The 17440-nt window shown below is 31.9% G+C and carries 18 protein-coding genes; 11 read left to right on the forward strand and 7 right to left on the reverse strand.

Going from position 1 to position 17440, the window contains the following annotated elements; translation table 11 throughout:
• Positions 1–85 precede the first annotated feature (85 nt).
• The 3 genes from accD to Q0891_RS04280 form a co-directional block, all read right to left on the reverse strand.
• Positions 86–943, reverse strand: coding sequence for an acetyl-CoA carboxylase, carboxyltransferase subunit beta (gene accD, locus Q0891_RS04270; RefSeq protein WP_299099073.1), 858 nt, complete (start codon positions 941–943; stop codon positions 86–88).
• Between the two features lie 251 nt (positions 944–1194).
• Positions 1195–2262: a class II fructose-bisphosphate aldolase gene (gene fbaA / locus Q0891_RS04275; protein WP_299099075.1), complete on the reverse strand. Its 1068-nt coding sequence runs from the start codon at positions 2260–2262 to the stop codon at positions 1195–1197.
• Between the two features lie 206 nt (positions 2263–2468).
• Positions 2469–4982 (reverse strand): BamA/TamA family outer membrane protein, encoded by a 2514-nt coding sequence (locus tag Q0891_RS04280; RefSeq protein ID WP_299099077.1) that lies wholly within the window; start codon positions 4980–4982, stop codon positions 2469–2471.
• 234 nt (positions 4983–5216) lie between these two features.
• Here Q0891_RS04280 and Q0891_RS04285 point away from each other — a divergent pair, with 234 nt between their 5' ends.
• Entirely contained in the window at positions 5217–5957 is a 741-nt protein-coding gene (locus Q0891_RS04285) for an RNA methyltransferase (RefSeq protein ID WP_299099079.1), read from the forward strand.
• Here Q0891_RS04285 and Q0891_RS04290 read toward each other — a convergent pair.
• Both Q0891_RS04290 and ubiE read right to left on the reverse strand, forming a co-directional pair.
• A complete protein-coding gene (locus Q0891_RS04290) occupies positions 5938–6654 on the reverse strand; it encodes a porin family protein (protein WP_299099081.1) in 717 nt (238 codons plus the stop codon). The two genes, Q0891_RS04285 and Q0891_RS04290, sit on opposite strands and share 20 nt — an antisense overlap.
• Before the next feature lies 1 nt (position 6655).
• On the reverse strand, positions 6656–7387 hold the full coding sequence (ubiE, locus tag Q0891_RS04295; protein WP_299099083.1) for a bifunctional demethylmenaquinone methyltransferase/2-methoxy-6-polyprenyl-1,4-benzoquinol methylase UbiE: 732 nt from the start codon (positions 7385–7387) through the stop codon (positions 6656–6658).
• A 260-nt stretch (positions 7388–7647) separates the two neighbouring features.
• Between ubiE and trkA the strand changes: the two genes are divergently transcribed.
• The 5 genes from trkA to Q0891_RS04320 all read left to right on the forward strand — a co-directional run bounded on the left by trkA (position 7648) and on the right by Q0891_RS04320 (position 11618).
• The gene (gene trkA / locus Q0891_RS04300) at positions 7648–8997 is read left to right on the forward strand and encodes a Trk system potassium transporter TrkA (RefSeq protein ID WP_299099084.1); all 1350 of its coding nucleotides are present in this window, start codon (positions 7648–7650) and stop codon (positions 8995–8997) included.
• Between the two features lie 11 nt (positions 8998–9008).
• Positions 9009–10511 carry a TrkH family potassium uptake protein gene (locus Q0891_RS04305; RefSeq protein WP_299099086.1) on the forward strand — a complete coding sequence of 501 codons (1503 nt, stop codon included), beginning with the start codon at positions 9009–9011 and terminating at the stop codon, positions 10509–10511.
• Positions 10512–10674: 163 nt separating this feature from the next.
• A complete protein-coding gene (locus Q0891_RS04310; protein ID WP_299099088.1) occupies positions 10675–10923 on the forward strand; it encodes a hypothetical protein in 249 nt (82 codons plus the stop codon).
• Between the two features lie 130 nt (positions 10924–11053).
• Entirely contained in the window at positions 11054–11338 is a 285-nt protein-coding gene (locus tag Q0891_RS04315) for a hypothetical protein (RefSeq protein WP_299099090.1), read from the forward strand.
• A 19-nt stretch (positions 11339–11357) separates the two neighbouring features.
• A complete protein-coding gene (locus Q0891_RS04320; RefSeq protein ID WP_299099092.1) occupies positions 11358–11618 on the forward strand; it encodes a hypothetical protein in 261 nt (86 codons plus the stop codon).
• Positions 11619–11670: 52 nt separating this feature from the next.
• Here Q0891_RS04320 and Q0891_RS04325 read toward each other — a convergent pair whose 3' ends face one another.
• Together Q0891_RS04325 and Q0891_RS04330 are read right to left on the reverse strand one after the other, a co-directional pair.
• Positions 11671–12855 (reverse strand): pyridoxal phosphate-dependent aminotransferase, encoded by a 1185-nt coding sequence (locus Q0891_RS04325; protein WP_299099094.1) that lies wholly within the window; start codon positions 12853–12855, stop codon positions 11671–11673.
• 33 nt (positions 12856–12888) lie between these two features.
• On the reverse strand, positions 12889–13986 hold the full coding sequence (locus tag Q0891_RS04330) for an acyl-CoA desaturase (protein WP_299099096.1): 1098 nt from the start codon (positions 13984–13986) through the stop codon (positions 12889–12891).
• Positions 13987–14130: 144 nt separating this feature from the next.
• On the opposite strand from Q0891_RS04330, the gene rsmG reads away from it, so the two are divergent.
• The 5 genes from rsmG to Q0891_RS04355 all read left to right on the forward strand — a co-directional run bounded on the left by rsmG (position 14131) and on the right by Q0891_RS04355 (position 17435).
• Positions 14131–14760 carry a 16S rRNA (guanine(527)-N(7))-methyltransferase RsmG gene (rsmG, locus tag Q0891_RS04335; protein WP_299099098.1) on the forward strand — a complete coding sequence of 210 codons (630 nt, stop codon included), beginning with the start codon at positions 14131–14133 and terminating at the stop codon, positions 14758–14760.
• 113 nt (positions 14761–14873) lie between these two features.
• Positions 14874–15083, forward strand: coding sequence for a hypothetical protein (locus Q0891_RS04340; protein WP_299099100.1), 210 nt, complete (start codon positions 14874–14876; stop codon positions 15081–15083).
• A 1-nt stretch (position 15084) separates the two neighbouring features.
• Positions 15085–15861 carry a hypothetical protein gene (locus tag Q0891_RS04345; RefSeq protein WP_299099102.1) on the forward strand — a complete coding sequence of 259 codons (777 nt, stop codon included), beginning with the start codon at positions 15085–15087 and terminating at the stop codon, positions 15859–15861.
• An 11-nt stretch (positions 15862–15872) separates the two neighbouring features.
• Positions 15873–16433 (forward strand): hypothetical protein, encoded by a 561-nt coding sequence (locus Q0891_RS04350; protein WP_299099104.1) that lies wholly within the window; start codon positions 15873–15875, stop codon positions 16431–16433.
• Between the two features lie 12 nt (positions 16434–16445).
• A complete protein-coding gene (locus tag Q0891_RS04355; protein WP_299099106.1) occupies positions 16446–17435 on the forward strand; it encodes an SPFH domain-containing protein in 990 nt (329 codons plus the stop codon).
• The last annotated feature ends 5 nt before the right edge of the window (positions 17436–17440 follow it).

Genomic DNA, 17440 nt, shown 5'->3' on the forward strand with positions numbered 1-17440 from the left:
AATAATTGTTTGACGTAATATCAGTAAAAAAAAGGAGATGTTTTCCATCTCCTTTATATAGTTGTGTACGAATAAAATTTAAAATTTATGCTCTTACAGGTTGATTTGTAATTAGGTCAATGTATAAATTTATTTTGTTTTTTAAATCTTTTCGATGCGTAATGAAATCTAAAAATCCATGTTCTAATAAGAATTCTGAAGTTTGAAACCCTTCTGGCAATTCTTTACCTGTTGTATCTCGTACAATTCTAGGGCCAGCAAAACCAATTAATGCTCCCGGTTCAGCAATATTAATATCACCCAACATCGCAAATGATGCTGTTGTACCTCCAGTTGTTGGATCAGTACATAACGATATATATGGAATACCTGCATCTGCCAATTGAGCTAATTTAACAGAAGTTTTTGCTAATTGCATTAACGATAATGCGGCTTCCATCATGCGTGCACCACCAGACTTACTGATAATCATAAAAGGCGTCTTCTTCTTGTAGGCGTATTCTGCTGCTCTGGCTATTTTTTCGCCAACAACACTACCCATAGAACCACCAATAAAACTAAAGTCCATACAAGCTATAACCAAATCCTTGCCGTTAGATTTACCAACAGCTGTGCGTACAGCATCCTTTAGGTTTGTTTTAGCTTGTGCTGCTTTTAACCTATCAGGATATTTTTTTGTGTCAACAAACTTCAGTGGATCTTTAGAAGTTAAATCTGGGTCTAACTCTTTATATTTATTATCATCAAATAAAATTTGAAAGTACTCGTTGCTACCAATTCTTACGTGATACCCATCTTCTGGACTTACATAAAAATTTTGTTCAAGTTCTTTAGTATCAATTATTTTTCCGGTTGGAGATTTATACCAAAGACCTTTAGGAGTATCTTTTTTTTCTTCTGTTGAGGTATGAATACCTTTTTCTTTTCTTTTAAACCAAGCCATATTTAGGTTACGATTTTAATCCCTCGTTTATCCGTGAGATAGGTTTATGATTATTGGTTGAAAAAACGAATAATCTAGTTTGTTTAGTTAGTTATTGTTTGTAATAATAAAGCGTACAAAATTACTATTTTATTAAATATAACTCAAAAAATGCACAAAGTATCTCGAATTTTGAATTTTATATGCAAACAAAAACCCATTAAAACTCTGATAATAAGTCTTAACGGGTTTTAAATATTTTAAGATGCTCTCTATAAAGTATCTACGTTATTTAAATCTTCGAATGCTTTTTTAAGTCTTTCAACAAAAGCATCTTCACCTTTACGTAACCAAACACGAGGATCGTAATATTTTTTGTTAGGCACATCATCGCCATCTGGATTACCTATTTGAGTTTGTAAGTAGTCTTTTTTATCTTGTACATAATCTCTAACACCGCTCAAAAAGGCATATTGCATATCTGTATCAATGTTCATCTTAATAACACCATAGCTAATTCCTTCTCTAATTTCTTCAACAGTAGATCCTGATCCACCATGAAAAACAAAATCAATATGATTGTGCTCAACACCATATTTTTCAGTAATGAAATCTTGAGAATTCTTTAAAATTTTTGGAGTTAATTTTACATTTCCAGGTCTGTATACACCATGCACGTTACCAAATGCCGCAGCAATTGTAAATTGGTCACTTACTTTACTTAATTCTTCGTAGGCATAAGCTACTTCTTCTGGTTGTGTATATAATTTTGAAGCATCAACATCGCTGTTATCAACTCCGTCTTCTTCACCACCTGTGATACCTAATTCAATCTCTAAAGTCATGCCCATTTTGCTCATACGCTCAAGGTATTTTTTACAGATTTCGATATTTTCTTCAATTGGCTCTTCAGATAAATCAATCATATGAGAACTATAAAGCGGTTTCCCTGTTTCTTTAAAATGCTGTTCACTAGCATCTAATAAACCATCAATCCATGGTAATAATTTTTTAGCACAGTGATCTGTATGTAAAATTACAGGTACACCATAGGCTTCTGCCATTTGGTGAACATGTTTTGCTCCTGCAATTGCACCATTTATAGCTCCAATTTGTCCTTCGTTTCCTAAACCTTTTCCAGCGTTAAACTGCGCTCCACCATTCGAAAATTGAATGATAACAGGTGCGTTTAAAGATTTTGCTGTTTCTAAAACACCATTTATAGTATTAGATCCTATAACGTTTACTGCAGGTAAGGCAAAACCTTTCATTTTTGCATAGTTAAAAATATTCTGAACTTCTTTACCTGTAGCAACGCCAGGTTTAATATTATGACTCATAATTATTGAATTGAAAATTTAGTACTCAAAAATACGCAATTTTTAAGAGTTTTAATAGATTGAAGTAGTATAAAATACCGAAAACGATGTAGTTTGAATCTCATATTATTTAGATAAAACAGATTTTAATTTCTTCAAATTCTTGTATTTAAAGAAATGCAAAATAAGATGGTTTTGTGCAGAGGAGCTTAAAATTAATATGAATCTTAAAACGGGTAGTTGATACCAATATTATAAACGGCATTGGTAAAATTGTAATTTCTAAACCAACGATTACTACTTTCCTGAGAAGGATCATAGGTTTTAAATCCGGTATCAAAACGTAAAACAAAGAAATCAAAATCATATCTAATACCAAAACCAGAACCGACAGCGATATCTTTAAGAGATGAGAAGTCTGTGAAAGCTGCTCCTTCATCTGTTACATTATCTAAAACATTCCAAATATTACCAGCATCAACAAAAATGGCACCATGCCACTGACCAAATATATTGAAACGTTGTTCTGCGCTTAAATGCAATTTAAAATTCGCCTCATTAAATTCATTAGTAGAATTAGAGCTGCCTGGTCCTAAATTATAAGCAGACCAAGCTCTGTTGTCGTTTGGTCCACCAGCAAAGAAACTTTCTGCAAAAGGAACACTGTTAGAATTGCCGTAAGGTATAGCTATGCCTGCATAAGATCTAAATGCCAAAACGTTCTGTCTTCCTAAATCTATATATTTTATATAATCTATTTCCGTTTTGATATATTGAGAAAAGGCCACATCAAATATTTCATAATTACCAGCTTCGTTTTTAGAAACGCTTGATAAGTCTGAAATAGCAGATAATAAAACACCAGCTGATTCTACTCGCCATTTAAAAATGGAAAAATCATTATCAAAAATGTTTTTTCGGTTGTCTTTTTTATAATCAAAACTGCTAGAAAAAATAAGGTTGTCTTCCGTAAGTCGTTCTTTACGTTCTTCTATATTTTGTACAGTTGAGTAATCATCATCGCTAGAGGTTAGACTTGTATTGTTATTTATAACATCGTCAATAAATGCATCTGCAGGCGAGTAAGGCGCAGATAACGTGTCATCATATAGTTCTTCGCCATCTGCTATGTAGCCGATATCTTCAGCAATAGAGTTTAAGCTAGAATAAGAATTGGTGTAAACACCAAAATAATTACTAGTATTAAGATTTTTTACAAAGTTTACGTTAAATAAATCGAGATTATTAGTTACCGTTTTAGATGGAAACCAGTTGTAACTAAATATACCAGAAAGCGATTGTTTATCTAACCCAATATTTTGCTGACTCGTAGCAGACAAATTAATACTTGTACTAGGCGACATGTATTTTGGTATAATTTTATTGGTATTAAAAGGACTAAAAATTCTAGGAATCGTTAATCTTATATTTCCACCAAACTCATTAATATCAAAAAAAGCGGCTTCAGGATCATTTCTGCTTTTAGAAGCACCAATGGCTGCAATACCTGAGATATCTAAAGTTTCAGCACCTCTAAATACATTTCTAATCTTTAGACCTGTACCAAAAGAAAAACCTATGGTTTGGATATTACTCGTATTAATTTCTGGATCAAAACTTAAACTGTATTTCTTTTTAGGCTCTAGTCTAATGTTGGCGGTGAGTGTGGAGTCCTCTTCGTTTTCAATATATTCAATATCTGGATACCTAAACATTTGTAGATCATTGAGATATCGTTGGGTTCTGCTTCTGGCTAAATCGCTGTAAATATCGCCTTTATTAATAAAAATAGCATCAGTTAAGGCTTTCGCTCTAAATCTAAGTTTTTCTTTACTGTATAAGTTATAGTTTTTGTAGTTTACGGTATCTGTAATAGCTTTAAACCTATTATTAAAATTACTATCGGTAAAGACATTTACTTCTCTTATTTTATAAACTTTAAACGGCGTAACGGTTATAGAATCACTGCCTCTAATTATTCTGTTAGCAATTCTTAGCTCAGTCTGTACTTTGTGATTGGTTTTAATAGTGTCTATTTCAAATCTAATATAGTCTTGGCCAAAGTAATAAAAACCAGAATTTCTTAATAACGTATTTATTCGTTCGCGTTCGTTTTCAAAATTTTGAGAATCATATTGTTCGCCTTTTTTTAATAAGGTGTTTTTGGCAATTTGAGGGTAAATGCTATCAATAGCAGGACTACTAATTATAGGGTTTAAAGAGTCTAAAATGTAGGGTTTATGTTTTACTACATTGTATGTTACTTTGGCTAATTTGTTACTGTCTTTTGCCGCTTCAAAAGTTACTTCGTTATTAAACCAGCCTTTACTATAGTAATATTTTCTTAGGTTGTTCGCTGTCTTTATGGTTTTGTCTTCATCATATATTACAGGCGCTTCACCAGTTCTTTTAAGCCAAGAATTAAAGTTTTTTCTGAAGTCTATAAACTTATCAAACTGCTTTTTAGAAAGTAAAGAAATATTGCGTTTAACTTTTAGCGAGTCACTTAAAATATTAGCTTCTAAAATAGAATCTATATTTGGTCTAGCCAGATTGTATATATGCAGTTTTAAGGGGAAACCAAAGAATTTACGCATTCCAGAATTTGTTTTCTGAATCACGATATTATTAATACGCTCTGTCATTACAGTATTACCATCTTCTACAATGGTATTGTCTGTAATAAGATGATCACCTTCTTTAACACGTTTTACCACATTACAAGAAAAAAGAAGTGACAAGCAAAAAACAACCAGTAAATACTGCGCTGTTGATTTATTAATAATTTTTAATATTGAAATTCTTTGTTGCAAGCTCTAATTCTAAGGATTTTTATAATGGTACTAACAAAACAAAAATAATACCATTTACTGTGTAGAAATAGTTTATCACTTTTAATTTGAACAAAATAATACCAAAAAATAGTTTTACTTTGTAAACAAGACGTTCCGTTAAACAAATGTAAAGACATTTTAATGTTATCAAAGAATCAAATAAAGTTAATTAAAAGTTTAAGCTTAAAAAAAAACAGACAGCAGAATGGTTTGTTTATAGTTGAAGGAATTAAAGGGATTTCAGAGTTTTTAAATTCAGATTTTAAACTGAAAAGCCTCTATACGACTAAATCTATTTTTGAAGCACCACAACCTTTAGTTATTGAGATTACTGAAGCTGAATTAAAAAAAATATCAGTATTAAAAAATCCTAATACAGCTTTAGCAATTTTTGAAATTCCAAAACAAAATCAGTCTACGGCAGGTGGTTTAGTTATAGCATTAGATGATGTGCGAGATCCTGGTAATTTAGGTACCATAATTAGACTTTGCGATTGGTATGGCATAACAGATTTGGTCTGTAGTTTTAATACTGTAGATTGTTTTAATAATAAAGTAGTGCAGGCCACAATGGGTTCTCTAACTCGTGTCAATGTTCAGTACGTAGATTTAGAAAACTATATTGAATCGTCTAACTTGCCTGTTTATGGGACTTTGCTTGAAGGCGACAATATATATACGTCCATTTTAGAACAACAAGGCATAATCGTTTTAGGTAATGAAGCTAATGGTATTTCAGAAGCTGTAAAAGCAACAATAGAAAGAAAATTAACTATTCCTCAATTTGGAAAAAATAAAGCTACGGAAAGTCTTAATGTAGCTAATGCAACTGCGATTGTTCTTAGCGAATTTAAACGTAGAACTATTGAAAAGTTAAATTAATAAAAAGTCCTCTAGTTTGCATTTTTGAAATATTACCTGTCCAAGGACTATTTGGGTCTGCATCTCTAATGTTTTCATCATTAATTGCAAAAATACCACGAATGGAAGGTGTGAATTTAAAATAAAGCAAATATAAATCTATACCAAAACCAATTTCATAAAAATAAGAGTTTTTAGTCATTCTAAATTCACCAGAGCTATTATCATTAGGATTATCTTGATTACTCGATAAATTTAACGCCGTAGAAATACCACCAATAACAAAAGGTTTAAAGTTATTAATACGCTTTGTGGAAACCTTTAGCAATAATGGAATATGAACATAAGTAGATTTTACTTCTCGGAACAAATCAGAATCATTAAATTCTACACCATTAAAGTAACTTTCGTCGTATTGAAGTGTTCTCGTCGTGAAAAATACGCCTGGCTCTAATCTTAAATTCAAATAATCATTAATTCGCATATCTCCAATAAGTCCTAAATGAAAACCTCCAGCGGTTTCAACTTGTATGTCTTCTAAGTTTTGGTTGTAATCAAAATTAAAGTCATATTGATTGAAGCCAATGAAATAACCCCAAGTTAAAAACTTTTTATCAATATTATCTACACTGTTAGTAACACGCTCTTTTGTGAACATTTGTGCGGACAAATCCTGAAAGACGAATAAAATTATTAAGATGAGTACTATGCGTTTCATATTATGCTTTAGATGCTGAATAAATGGTAGCAACTCCCATAGTTTGGGGTTGATGTTTCACATTAGTAAACCCAATTTTAGTCAAAATATTGTTTAAAGCTTTACCGTATGGAAAAACAGAAGCAGATTCGCTTAAATATTTATAAGCAACTCGGTCTTTAGAAAACAGCTTTCCTATGGTTGGCAAAATAAGTTTAGAGTAGGCTTTATAACCAAATTTATAGATTGGGTTAGTGGGTACAGAAGTTTCAAGAATAACAAAAATACCTTCAGGTTTTAATACTCGTAATATTTCTGCAAGGCCTTTTTCTAAATTTTCAAAATTTCTAACACCAAAAGATACGGTTATGGCATCAAATGTATTGTCTTCAAAAGGTAAATCTTCAGAATCACCAATAACCATAGAAATAGTATTGTCTAGGTTTTTATCCTTAATTTTCTGCCGTCCAACTTCTAGCATGCCATCGCTGATATCTAAACCAACAATTTCTTTTGCATTTGTAATGGCAAGGTTAATTGCTAAATCCCCTGTTCCGGTAGCAATATCCAAAATATTTTCAGGGTTGTTTTTAGCAACGAGGTCTACAACCTTTTTTCTCCATTTGACATCTATACCAAATGAAATTACTCGGTTTAAACCATCATATTCTTTAGAGATAGTATCGAACATTTTAGTAACCTGAATCTTTTTAGATTGGTCACTGTCCTTGTATGGATTAATCTTTTCGGCCATAAAAATTTTTGGCAAAAATACGTGATTTTTTTCACTTGAATGTTTTATAAAGAAATGAAAAAAAATACTTTGACGAACAAATAGGCATACGTTATAAACTTCTCTTCTCCGTTCAGAAACAGGAATTTTTAACTTTTCAGAATTAAAAATAACAATAAGTAAGTTCTTTAAGTTGTCTGTGGTCACAACAATAAATACTAACGGCACGCATTAACTTATAACTTATAAGTATATTTGCATGTTTATTTCAACAAGTTACAATGAAAATAATTATCGCAGGTGCAGGTGAAGTAGGATTTCATTTGGCGAAACTTCTTTCTTACGAGTCTCAAGAAATCACTTTAATTGATACTAAAAAGGATAGTTTAGGATATGCAGGGAATCATTTGGATATTAGAACTATAAAAGGTGATGCAACCTCAATAGAGGTATTAAGAGATGCGCGTATTGAAACTTCTGCTTTATTTATTGCAGTAACATCATCTGAGACTACAAATATAACGGCTTGTGTATTAGCGAAGCAATTAGGTGCTAAAAGAACTATTGCACGTATATCTAATACAGAATTTATAGAGCATAAGGAAACTGTAGGGTTCTCAAATATAGGAATTGATGAATTAATTTCTCCAGAATCTTTAGCTGCTTCAGAAATTGAGTTATTGTTAAATCAATATGGATTTAATGATACTTATGAGTTTGAGGATGGCGCTTTAACTATGTTAGGTTTACGTATATCTAGAACGGCAACTTTTGTTGATAAAACGGTAAAACAAGCAGCGGAATTATATTCTGAACTTCACTTTATCCCAATTGCAATTCAGCGCTTGGGAACTCAATATACCATAATCCCAAGAGGCGATACCATATTTAAGGAAGGTGATAAAGTAGTTTTTATGACTAGCAAAGGTGGTGATGAAGAATTATTTGAGTTATCTGGTAAAGTAAAAGTTGAGATAAAGGATATTATGATTCTTGGCGGAAGTCAAATTGGGTATAAAACCGCTAAAGATCTTTGTGCGAGTAAATTTAATGTTAAAGTAGTTGAGAGTAAAAGAGGTGTTGCAGAAGAATTAGCTGAAGATTTACCAAATGCATTAGTTATTTGTGGTGATGGAAGAAACGTTGAGATATTAGATGAAGAAAATATTTCTGATATGGATGCTTTTATTGCCGTAACGGGTAATTCTGAAACTAACATTATGTCTTGTCTACTTGCCAAATCAAAAGGTGTAAAAAAGACCATTGCTTTAGTTGAAAATATGGATTACTATCAGTTATCTCAATCCATAGGAATTGATACATTGATTAATAAAAAGTTACTGGCTGCAAATAATATATTTAGATATATAAGAAAAGGTGAGGTTGTAGCAATGACTAAACTTACCAATATGAATGCCGAACTTTTGGAATTTGTTGTAAAACCAGATTGTAAAATCACTAATAAGCAGATTAAGGATTTAAAATTTCCTAGGTCAGCAATTTTTGGAGGTGTTATTAGAGATGGAAAAGGTTTAATTCCTTTAGGAAGTTTTAGAATTGAAGCTGGTGATAGAGTTGTCGTATGTTGTTTACCACGCTCAATTTCTGAAGTTGAAACTTTTTTCACATAATTGATTATAGAATGTCTCGTATAAAGCTCAATTATAAAATAATCTTTCATTTTTTTGGACTCCTATTATTATTTAATGGTGGGTTTATGTTGATATCTACTTTAATAAGTCTTATTTATAATGATGGTGTTACTCTTGATTTATTTTTAGCGGGTCTTGCAACACTTGGCATTGGTACTTTGGTAATGTATAGAACAAAGGACCATCGCAAAGAAATGAATAAGCGAGAAGGATATATAGTTGTAGCCTTTGGGTGGATTGTAATGTCTTTATCTGGTACATTGCCATATCTAGTTACAGAAGCCATTCCCTCATTTACTGATGCTTTCTTTGAAACCATGTCTGGTTATTCTACAACAGGTGCCAGTATTTTAAATGATATTGAAGCTGTACCAAAAGGTGTTTTATTCTGGAGAAGTATTACGCATTGGATTGGTGGTATGGGAATTATTGTTCTTGCCATTGCCATATTGCCATTATTAGGTGTTGGTGGTATGCAGCTATTTGCTGCAGAAGCTCCTGGACCAGGTGGTGATAAATTGCATCCGAGAATTACAGATACAGCAAAGCGATTATGGTTAATTTATTTTGGCTACACTGCAGCAGAAACAATATTGTTACAAGTAGCAGGAATGTCGTTTTTTGATGCTATTAATCATGCCTTAAGTACATTGTCTACAGGTGGATTTTCAACAAAAAATGCAAGCGTAGCACACTGGAATGATAATCCAGCTATTCAATATATTATTATATTCTTTATGTTTTTAGCAGGAACTAATTTTGTGCTTAGTTATTACTTGTTTAAAGGTAAGGTAGCTAAAATAATAAAGGATGAGGAGTTTAAACTCTACTTTAGGTTTATAGCTGTATTTACATTTGTTGCGGCTATATTGATATACTTTAGGGCAGATGTATCCATATCTTCAATTGATCACCCAATGGTGTTAGGAGAAGGAGAGAGTGCTTTTAGGCATGGGTTATTTCAGGTATTAAGTGTTATTACAACAACAGGATTTGTCACAGCAGATTATACACTGTGGACGCCATTTTTAACTGTTTTCTTCTTTGGCTTAATGTTTTTAGGAGGTTCAGCAGGTAGTACCTCAGGTGGTGTAAAGGTAATGCGTCAATTAATTTTAATTAAGAATAGTTTTTTAGAATTTAAACGCGCTTTGCATCCTAATGCTATTGTCCCTGTTAGATATAACGGAAAATCTGTATCAAAAGATATTGTATTTAATGTACTTGGATTCTTCATACTGTATATGTTGTCTTTTATAGTTGGTGCTTTAGTATTCTCTATGTTTCAAATGGATTTTGAATCTGCCATAGGTCTTTCTGCATCAAGTTTAGGAAATGTTGGACCAGCCTTAGGTGATTTTGGACCTGTAAATAATTATGCCGCATTACCACCTTTAGGAAAATGGTGGGCTTCGTTTTTAATGCTTATTGGAAGATTAGAATTGTTTACTGTTTTAATTTTATTGACGCCTTTCTTTTGGAGAAATAGATAAATTTTCAAATTTTTTTTATTTTTTTTTAAATTTACCTAGCCTATATTCTCACTAATAGTTTCAAGTTTTTTATTGCTGTTATTTTGTTAAGTACTGATATGCAATGTGTAACATTTTAATTGATTGAGCGTCTTACTTGTATAACCAATTAAAATCATCAATCATGGAATTAGTATTAAACACAACATTAGAATCAGTACCAGAACCCATTGCGGTATCTAACTTTACAGCAAATGGCTTATTAAACTCTCGTTACAAATCAATTGTTAAAGAGAATTATAGAAAGTCAACGAAGAAATCAATATTTGGGATAAGACAACGTATTAAGTCTTCTCAATTTAGAATGGTAAACCATACAGGAGCAATTTTAAAGTTAACTGTATTTGCTATGGTATTAATAGCTATGTTTTAGATAGCATTACTACAATATATAGAACTTTCAACTGGCACATTAATTTGTGCCTTTTATGTTATTAGAGACCTATTTTAAAATGGTTTGTTATCATTTCAATTTTTTACTAACTATTTAAATTATAGAAATTATGTCTACAGGAGCAATGAATGTTAGTGTTAAGAATAACCTTAACTTACTTTCTAAACGAGATAAGTTGAGAAATACACTTGGTGGCTATAACCCAAATAGTAAAACAGAATATAACTTACCTACAGCAACAACCAAACAACTAAAGGATTTAAGTAAGCGTTTAAAAGAAGAGCATAAAATTAGAACCTTAAAAGTGATTTTGCTTACGGCTATTTTATTCATTTTACTTTTATGCATCTTTTTGTATTCTACCGAAGGAATTATTGAACTGATTACTTATTAATCGTTAAAAATTAAGACTTATGAGTTTTGGTGTTGTACAGACTATGATAACGACTTTAAAGAACAATGATAATATGCGTTCTAAAAGGAAAAAGTTTAAAAAAGGATATAGTCGAACTATCTTTTCAGAAAAACCAGAATATGATTTTCAAGAAGCTACACCAGAGTTGTTAAAGTCTATTGAGAAAAAGGTAAAAAGGGATAACCGAATATTATGGCTAAAAGTCGGAATTATTACTTTTATTATTCTATCTTTTTTTGTGTGGGCAATCATCAAATAAAAAGACCTTTCTAAATATAGAAAGGTCTTTTTATTTTAATAAAGTGTATGTTTTAACTCAAAGCAGTCTTTATACGTTTTATAGCTTCTTTAATTTCATCTTGAGATGCGGCATAAGAAATTCTAATACAATCCGGATTTCCAAAAGCTTCACCAGTTACGGTTGCTACTAAGGCTTCTTCTAACAAAAACAAAGAAAAATCAGAAGCATTATTTATCTCCTTTCCTTTAATCGTTTTTCCGAAATAGGCAGAAATATTAGGGAATACATAAAAAGCACCTTCTGGCTCATTAGATTTAAAACCTTCTATTTCACCGAGAAGATCTAAAATTAATTTTCTTCTTACTTTAAATTCATCTACCATATATTTTACACAAGAAGCTGGAGCTTCTAATGCAGTAATAACAGCACGTTGTGCAATACAGTTGGCTCCACTGGTTACCTGACCTTGAATTTTATTACATGCTCTAGCAATCCAATCTGGTGCGCCAATGTAACCAATTCTCCAACCTGTCATAGCGAAAGCTTTAGATACACCGTTTATTGTCACAGTTCTGTCGTACATATCATCAAATTCAGCCATACTAAAATGACCACCTTTAAAATTGATATGTTCATAGATTTCATCAGAAACAACATATATATTAGGGTGCTTTTGTAAAACATCTGCTAATGCTCTTAATTCTTCCTTACTGTAAACAGAACCACTTGGGTTACAAGGAGAACTGTACCAAATCATTTTAGTTTTTGGTGTAATAGCAGCTTCAAGTTGAGCAGCTGTCATTTTAAAATCGTTCTCAATAGATGTTTTTACTTCAACAGGTACACCATCATTTAATTTAATTATGTCACTGTAGCTAACCCAATACGGACAAGGTAAAATTACTTCATCGCCCTCATTTAGCATCACAGATGCAATATTGTATAAGGCTTGTTTTGCTCCAGTAGATACTACAATTTGCGGTAAAGTATAAGTTAGATTATTATCACGTTTAAATTTTGTGATAATTGCATTTTTTAAATCTACATAACCATCTACTGGAGTATAGCTGTTATAGTTTTGGTTAACGGCTTCAATAGCAGCTTCTTTTATAAAATCTGGTGTATCAAAGTCTGGCTCACCTAAACTTAATCCTATTATATCTTTTCCTTCAGCTCTTAGTTCTCTAGCTTTTGCTGCCATAGCAAGCGTTGCTGATGTGGCTAGGTTGTTAATTCTATCCGATAATTGATTCATGTGGTTGTGTTAGTTTTTGTAATGCGAAATATATTAAGCCATAGTTGGCTTTTGTCCTAATTGTTTCAATTGTTGGTAGTGTTCTGCAACAGCTCTCCACATTGTCTTATATTCGTTATATGGTAAGCTAAATTCGTGAGCAGTTTCTCTAACTATTTTTGCAATATGTTTATAATGCACATGGCTAATATTAGAGAATAAGTGATGTTCAACTTGTCTGTTTAATCCACCTGTATAGAACTCAACAATCCAACTTTTTGGCGAAAAGTTCGAGGTCGTAAATAATTGGTGAATAGCCCAAGTGTTTTTCATATTTCCATTTTCATCAGGCAATGGCATTTCAGTATTTGGCATCACGTGTGCTAACTGAAAAACAACACTTAAAATCATTCCAGCTGTGTAATGCATTATTAAAAAGCCTATTAAAACTTCCCACCAAGCATAACCTAGAGCTAATGGTAAAACAACCCAAATAGTGTAGTATAATATTTTGCCAATAATTAACTTGGTCCACTGTGTAGCCGGATTAGGAAAATCGCCATAAGATAATTTTCTCTTTAAATATTGGTAAGTTTGCTTAAAATCGGTTGTAATTGCCCAGTTTACAGTTAGTAAACCATAAAGTAAAAAAGCATAATATTTTTGGTATTTATGAATTTTTAACCATTTCGCATGTTTAGAAAAACGGATAATTCTACCAGCATCAATATCTTCATCGTGTCCTTGAATATTTGTATATGTATGGTGTAAAACGTTATGTTGTACTTTCCAGTTATAATCATTACCAGCTAAAATGTGAATGCTACTTCCCATTAATTTATTTACCCATTTTTTACTAGAAAATGAACCGTGGTTAGCATCGTGCATTACGTTCATACCAACACCAGCCATACCAATACCTATAACCATCATAGATATAATTTGAAGCCATCCAGGTAAGTCGTTAACGGTTAATAAAACCACTAAAGGTCCTAGTAACAACGTAAACATTACAATTGCTTTAATATAAAGTTTCCAATTACCTGTTTTTTTTATGTTATTTTCTTTGAAGTAATTGTTTACACGTTTATTAAGTGTTCTAAAGAATTTAGCAGAGTCTGTTCTAGAGAATTTTACAGTTTGTTGTGCCATTAGTCAAATTTATTTAAGTTATAACGTAAGGGATTTAAAATCATTATAACGCAGCAAAGATAGTTAATAAATAAAAAGCAACCTTATCGATTTAACATAATTTATACAGATTAAATTTAAGTATTTTTGGAAAAAATATTTCAAATGGAATTGATCCTCAAATACTTCCCAAATCTAACAGAAAAGCAAATTGAACAATTTACAGCTCTTGAAGCTTTATACATGGATTGGAATAGCAAAATCAATGTAATTTCACGTAAAGATATTGAGGAACTCTATCTAAGACACGTCTTACATTCCTTAGGAATTGCTAAGGTTATGAGTTTTGCAGATGGTTCATCAATTTTAGATGTTGGTACAGGAGGAGGATTTCCTGGTGTACCATTAGCCATTCTATTTCCAGAATGTCAATTTCACTTGGTAGATAGTATCAATAAAAAGCTAAAAGTTATAAATGCTGTCTCAGAAGCCATAGAACTTACCAACGTAAAAACAACACATAGTAGGGTAGAAGCCATTGATGAAAAATTCGATTTCATTGTAAGTAGAGCCGTTACTAAAATGCCGGAATTTACCACTTGGGTAAAAGGAAAAATTGCAAAAACGCATAAGAACGAATTAAAAAACGGCATACTCTACTTAAAAGGAGGAGACCTTACAGAAGAACTAAAACAATACAAAACCGTAAAAGCTTTTTTACTATCAGATTATTTTGAAGAACCATTTTTCGAAACTAAAAAAGTGATTCACTTACCAATAAAGTTTAAGTCTTAAAATATGCTTTAATTTGGGTGTTGGTCGTTTTCAGTAATTTAAAAACCCTGAAAACAGGGTAATTTGTTATTAAGAATTTATAGAATTTTACATCGTAATAAACCGACACAAATATGTCTAACCCATTTAAAAAAATTACAAGTAACGCAGCACAGAGCAAAAACTCTATGTATAATACAGAAGCTCACAATGAAACTACTGTTAGTACAAGAGATTGCGATACTTGTGGTGCACCTAGGCCAAAAAAATCAGATTTAACAATATGTAGTTATTGTAAAACCTCTTTTATGGACATTGGGACGGTTATAAAATCTGATAATTAAAATGGACAAAAAACAAGAGTTAATTAATAAATGGGATGCTTTTTTACTAAAAATTGAAAGTAGGTTTACGGATTCTTTAAACCATGCCAAAGAAGCTAGCGTCAATCAATTAGCAGAATCAGATTACGACTTTGAGACTACAATGCGTGGTTGGCAAGGCATGAAAGCGCAAATTAGACAGTTAACCGATAAGATAGATGAGGTTTGGGATGAAAAGGTAGAACCTCAAATGGAATTAATTGGCGATTTCGCGTCAGATGAATATTCAAAAGGTTCAATTTTAAGCGATAAACTCGAGGAGAATTTACAATGGTTTGAACGTCAATTAGAAGGCGAACTCTCGCAGTTATTTTACGACCATGCTATTAAAATTGCAGATAAAAAACACAATTGTACACAGTGTGATGCAGAGATACAAATTAGGAACGATCTGTTTAGAGCACAATACATAACTTGTAGTTTTTGCAATACAGTAAATACAATTGCACCAGAAGCCAAGTTTTTAAAAGTAGGTTGGGGAATTGTAGACAATATTGCAAAAGTAAAAACTCAGACAGAATTTGATGTCATGGAAGCGGCTATTGAAGCCATTAGACTTCATCGTGGGCAAGCACCTGAATCGTATTGGGAAACTTATGAAAAAGCACATTCAGAATATTGGAATAGTTTTTTTAAGGCACGAATAACTCTAAATTCAGAATTACAAAATCGTTATGATGACGATATAAAACGTAAACAAAAAGAATTCGAAAATTATAAAAAAATACAAACGACTTAAAACTTAAAATTATGGAAAAAATAAACGGAGTTTCTTTTGAAGATTGGGGAGCAGCTTGTGGAAACATAGCACAAGGCATGCAAGAAGATGAGGTGTGTAAAATCTTAGGCTTAGAATTACCAGTATGGCAGCAAACTAACGAAGCTTGGGGAGGAAAACTAGGCGATATTATGGCAGAAGATATGACCTTAGCAACGACCTATGCTGGTTTTTTTACAAACCCTAAAGTTGGGAAGTTTTCAGAAGTATCTGGTGGAAATAGTTTAGATACACTTTTAGAACAAGTACCAGATTACGATGCATTTCAGAAAATATTTTGGCATCAATCGGTAGCTTCAGAACAAGGTATGGATGCTGCTGCTATTTTAGAACAATACAATTTTAATTTGCATGATTGGAGCAGTATAAGTATGCATTACAGTACGTGGTTTCATAATTACGTTAATCATGAAAGTGCAGAATATGAAGCCAATTATAGAGAAACATCAGCAATTTCAGATAAATGGCAAAATTACTGGAAAGAGAATTTTAAATCAGATGGTGTAGATTTAGCAGAAGATATAGATTTCTAAAAAACGAAAATTATGGGTATTTTAAATCAAATGCGTTCAGTAATTCAGTGGGAAAGTCCTCAGCAATACCAACTGTTTTACAAATTTACTGATAGAGGCGACGAGTTAAAAAATGCATCTAAACTTATTTTGCAAGAAGGGCAAGGCTGTGTATTTACATATGAAGGTAAAATAGAAGGTGTTTTTGATGAAGCTGGTATTTATGATCTCAAAACAGATAATAAACCTTTTATTACCACTATTAAAAAATTAATGAATGCTTTTGAAAGTGAGCACAAAACAGGAATTTGGTTTTACAGAAAAGCAGATATGCTAAACATTCGTTGGGGAACACGTATTCCAATTACTTATAATGATCCTGTATATGCTTTCCCAGTACACTTAAGGGGCTATGGAAATTATTCATTGAAAATTACGGAACCTAAAAACTTTTTTATCAATGTATTGGCTGGTCAATCCAACTATTATGTTGATGAATTGCAAGAAATATTCTTAAGTAGAATTACACAACCGATTTCTAATTATTTAGCAAACGCTAAATTTTCTTACGCAGAAATTGATAGTAATATTGAAAACATAGCGAGAGAAACTCAAGAGCGAACTGTACAAATTTTTGAAGAATTAGGCTTTCAATTATTAGATTTTAGAATAGAAGGTACCTCCTTTGATAAAGATACCAACGAGAGGATTGATGAGATTAGTAACATGCAAGCTGAGGTAAAAGCCGCAAATATTGCAGGTGTAGACTACGCAGAACTTCAAAAACTAAAAGCGATGCGAGATATGGCTAAAAACGAAGGTATGGCTGGCACAAGTATGGGCATGTTTGCTGGTATGAACATGGGTAATGCCATGCAAGCAAATGCTTCAAACGAAAAAAAGGAACCAGAAGTTAATGATATCAGGTCTAAACTAAAGGATTTAAAATCCTTATTTGAGGATGAATTAATCTCTGAAGAAGAATTTTTAGCAAAGAAAAAAGAATTATTAGATAGCATATAATTTGC

Origin of the sequence: uncultured Winogradskyella sp. (assembly GCF_947498005.1) — a bacterium.
GTDB lineage: Bacteria > Bacteroidota > Bacteroidia > Flavobacteriales > Flavobacteriaceae > Winogradskyella.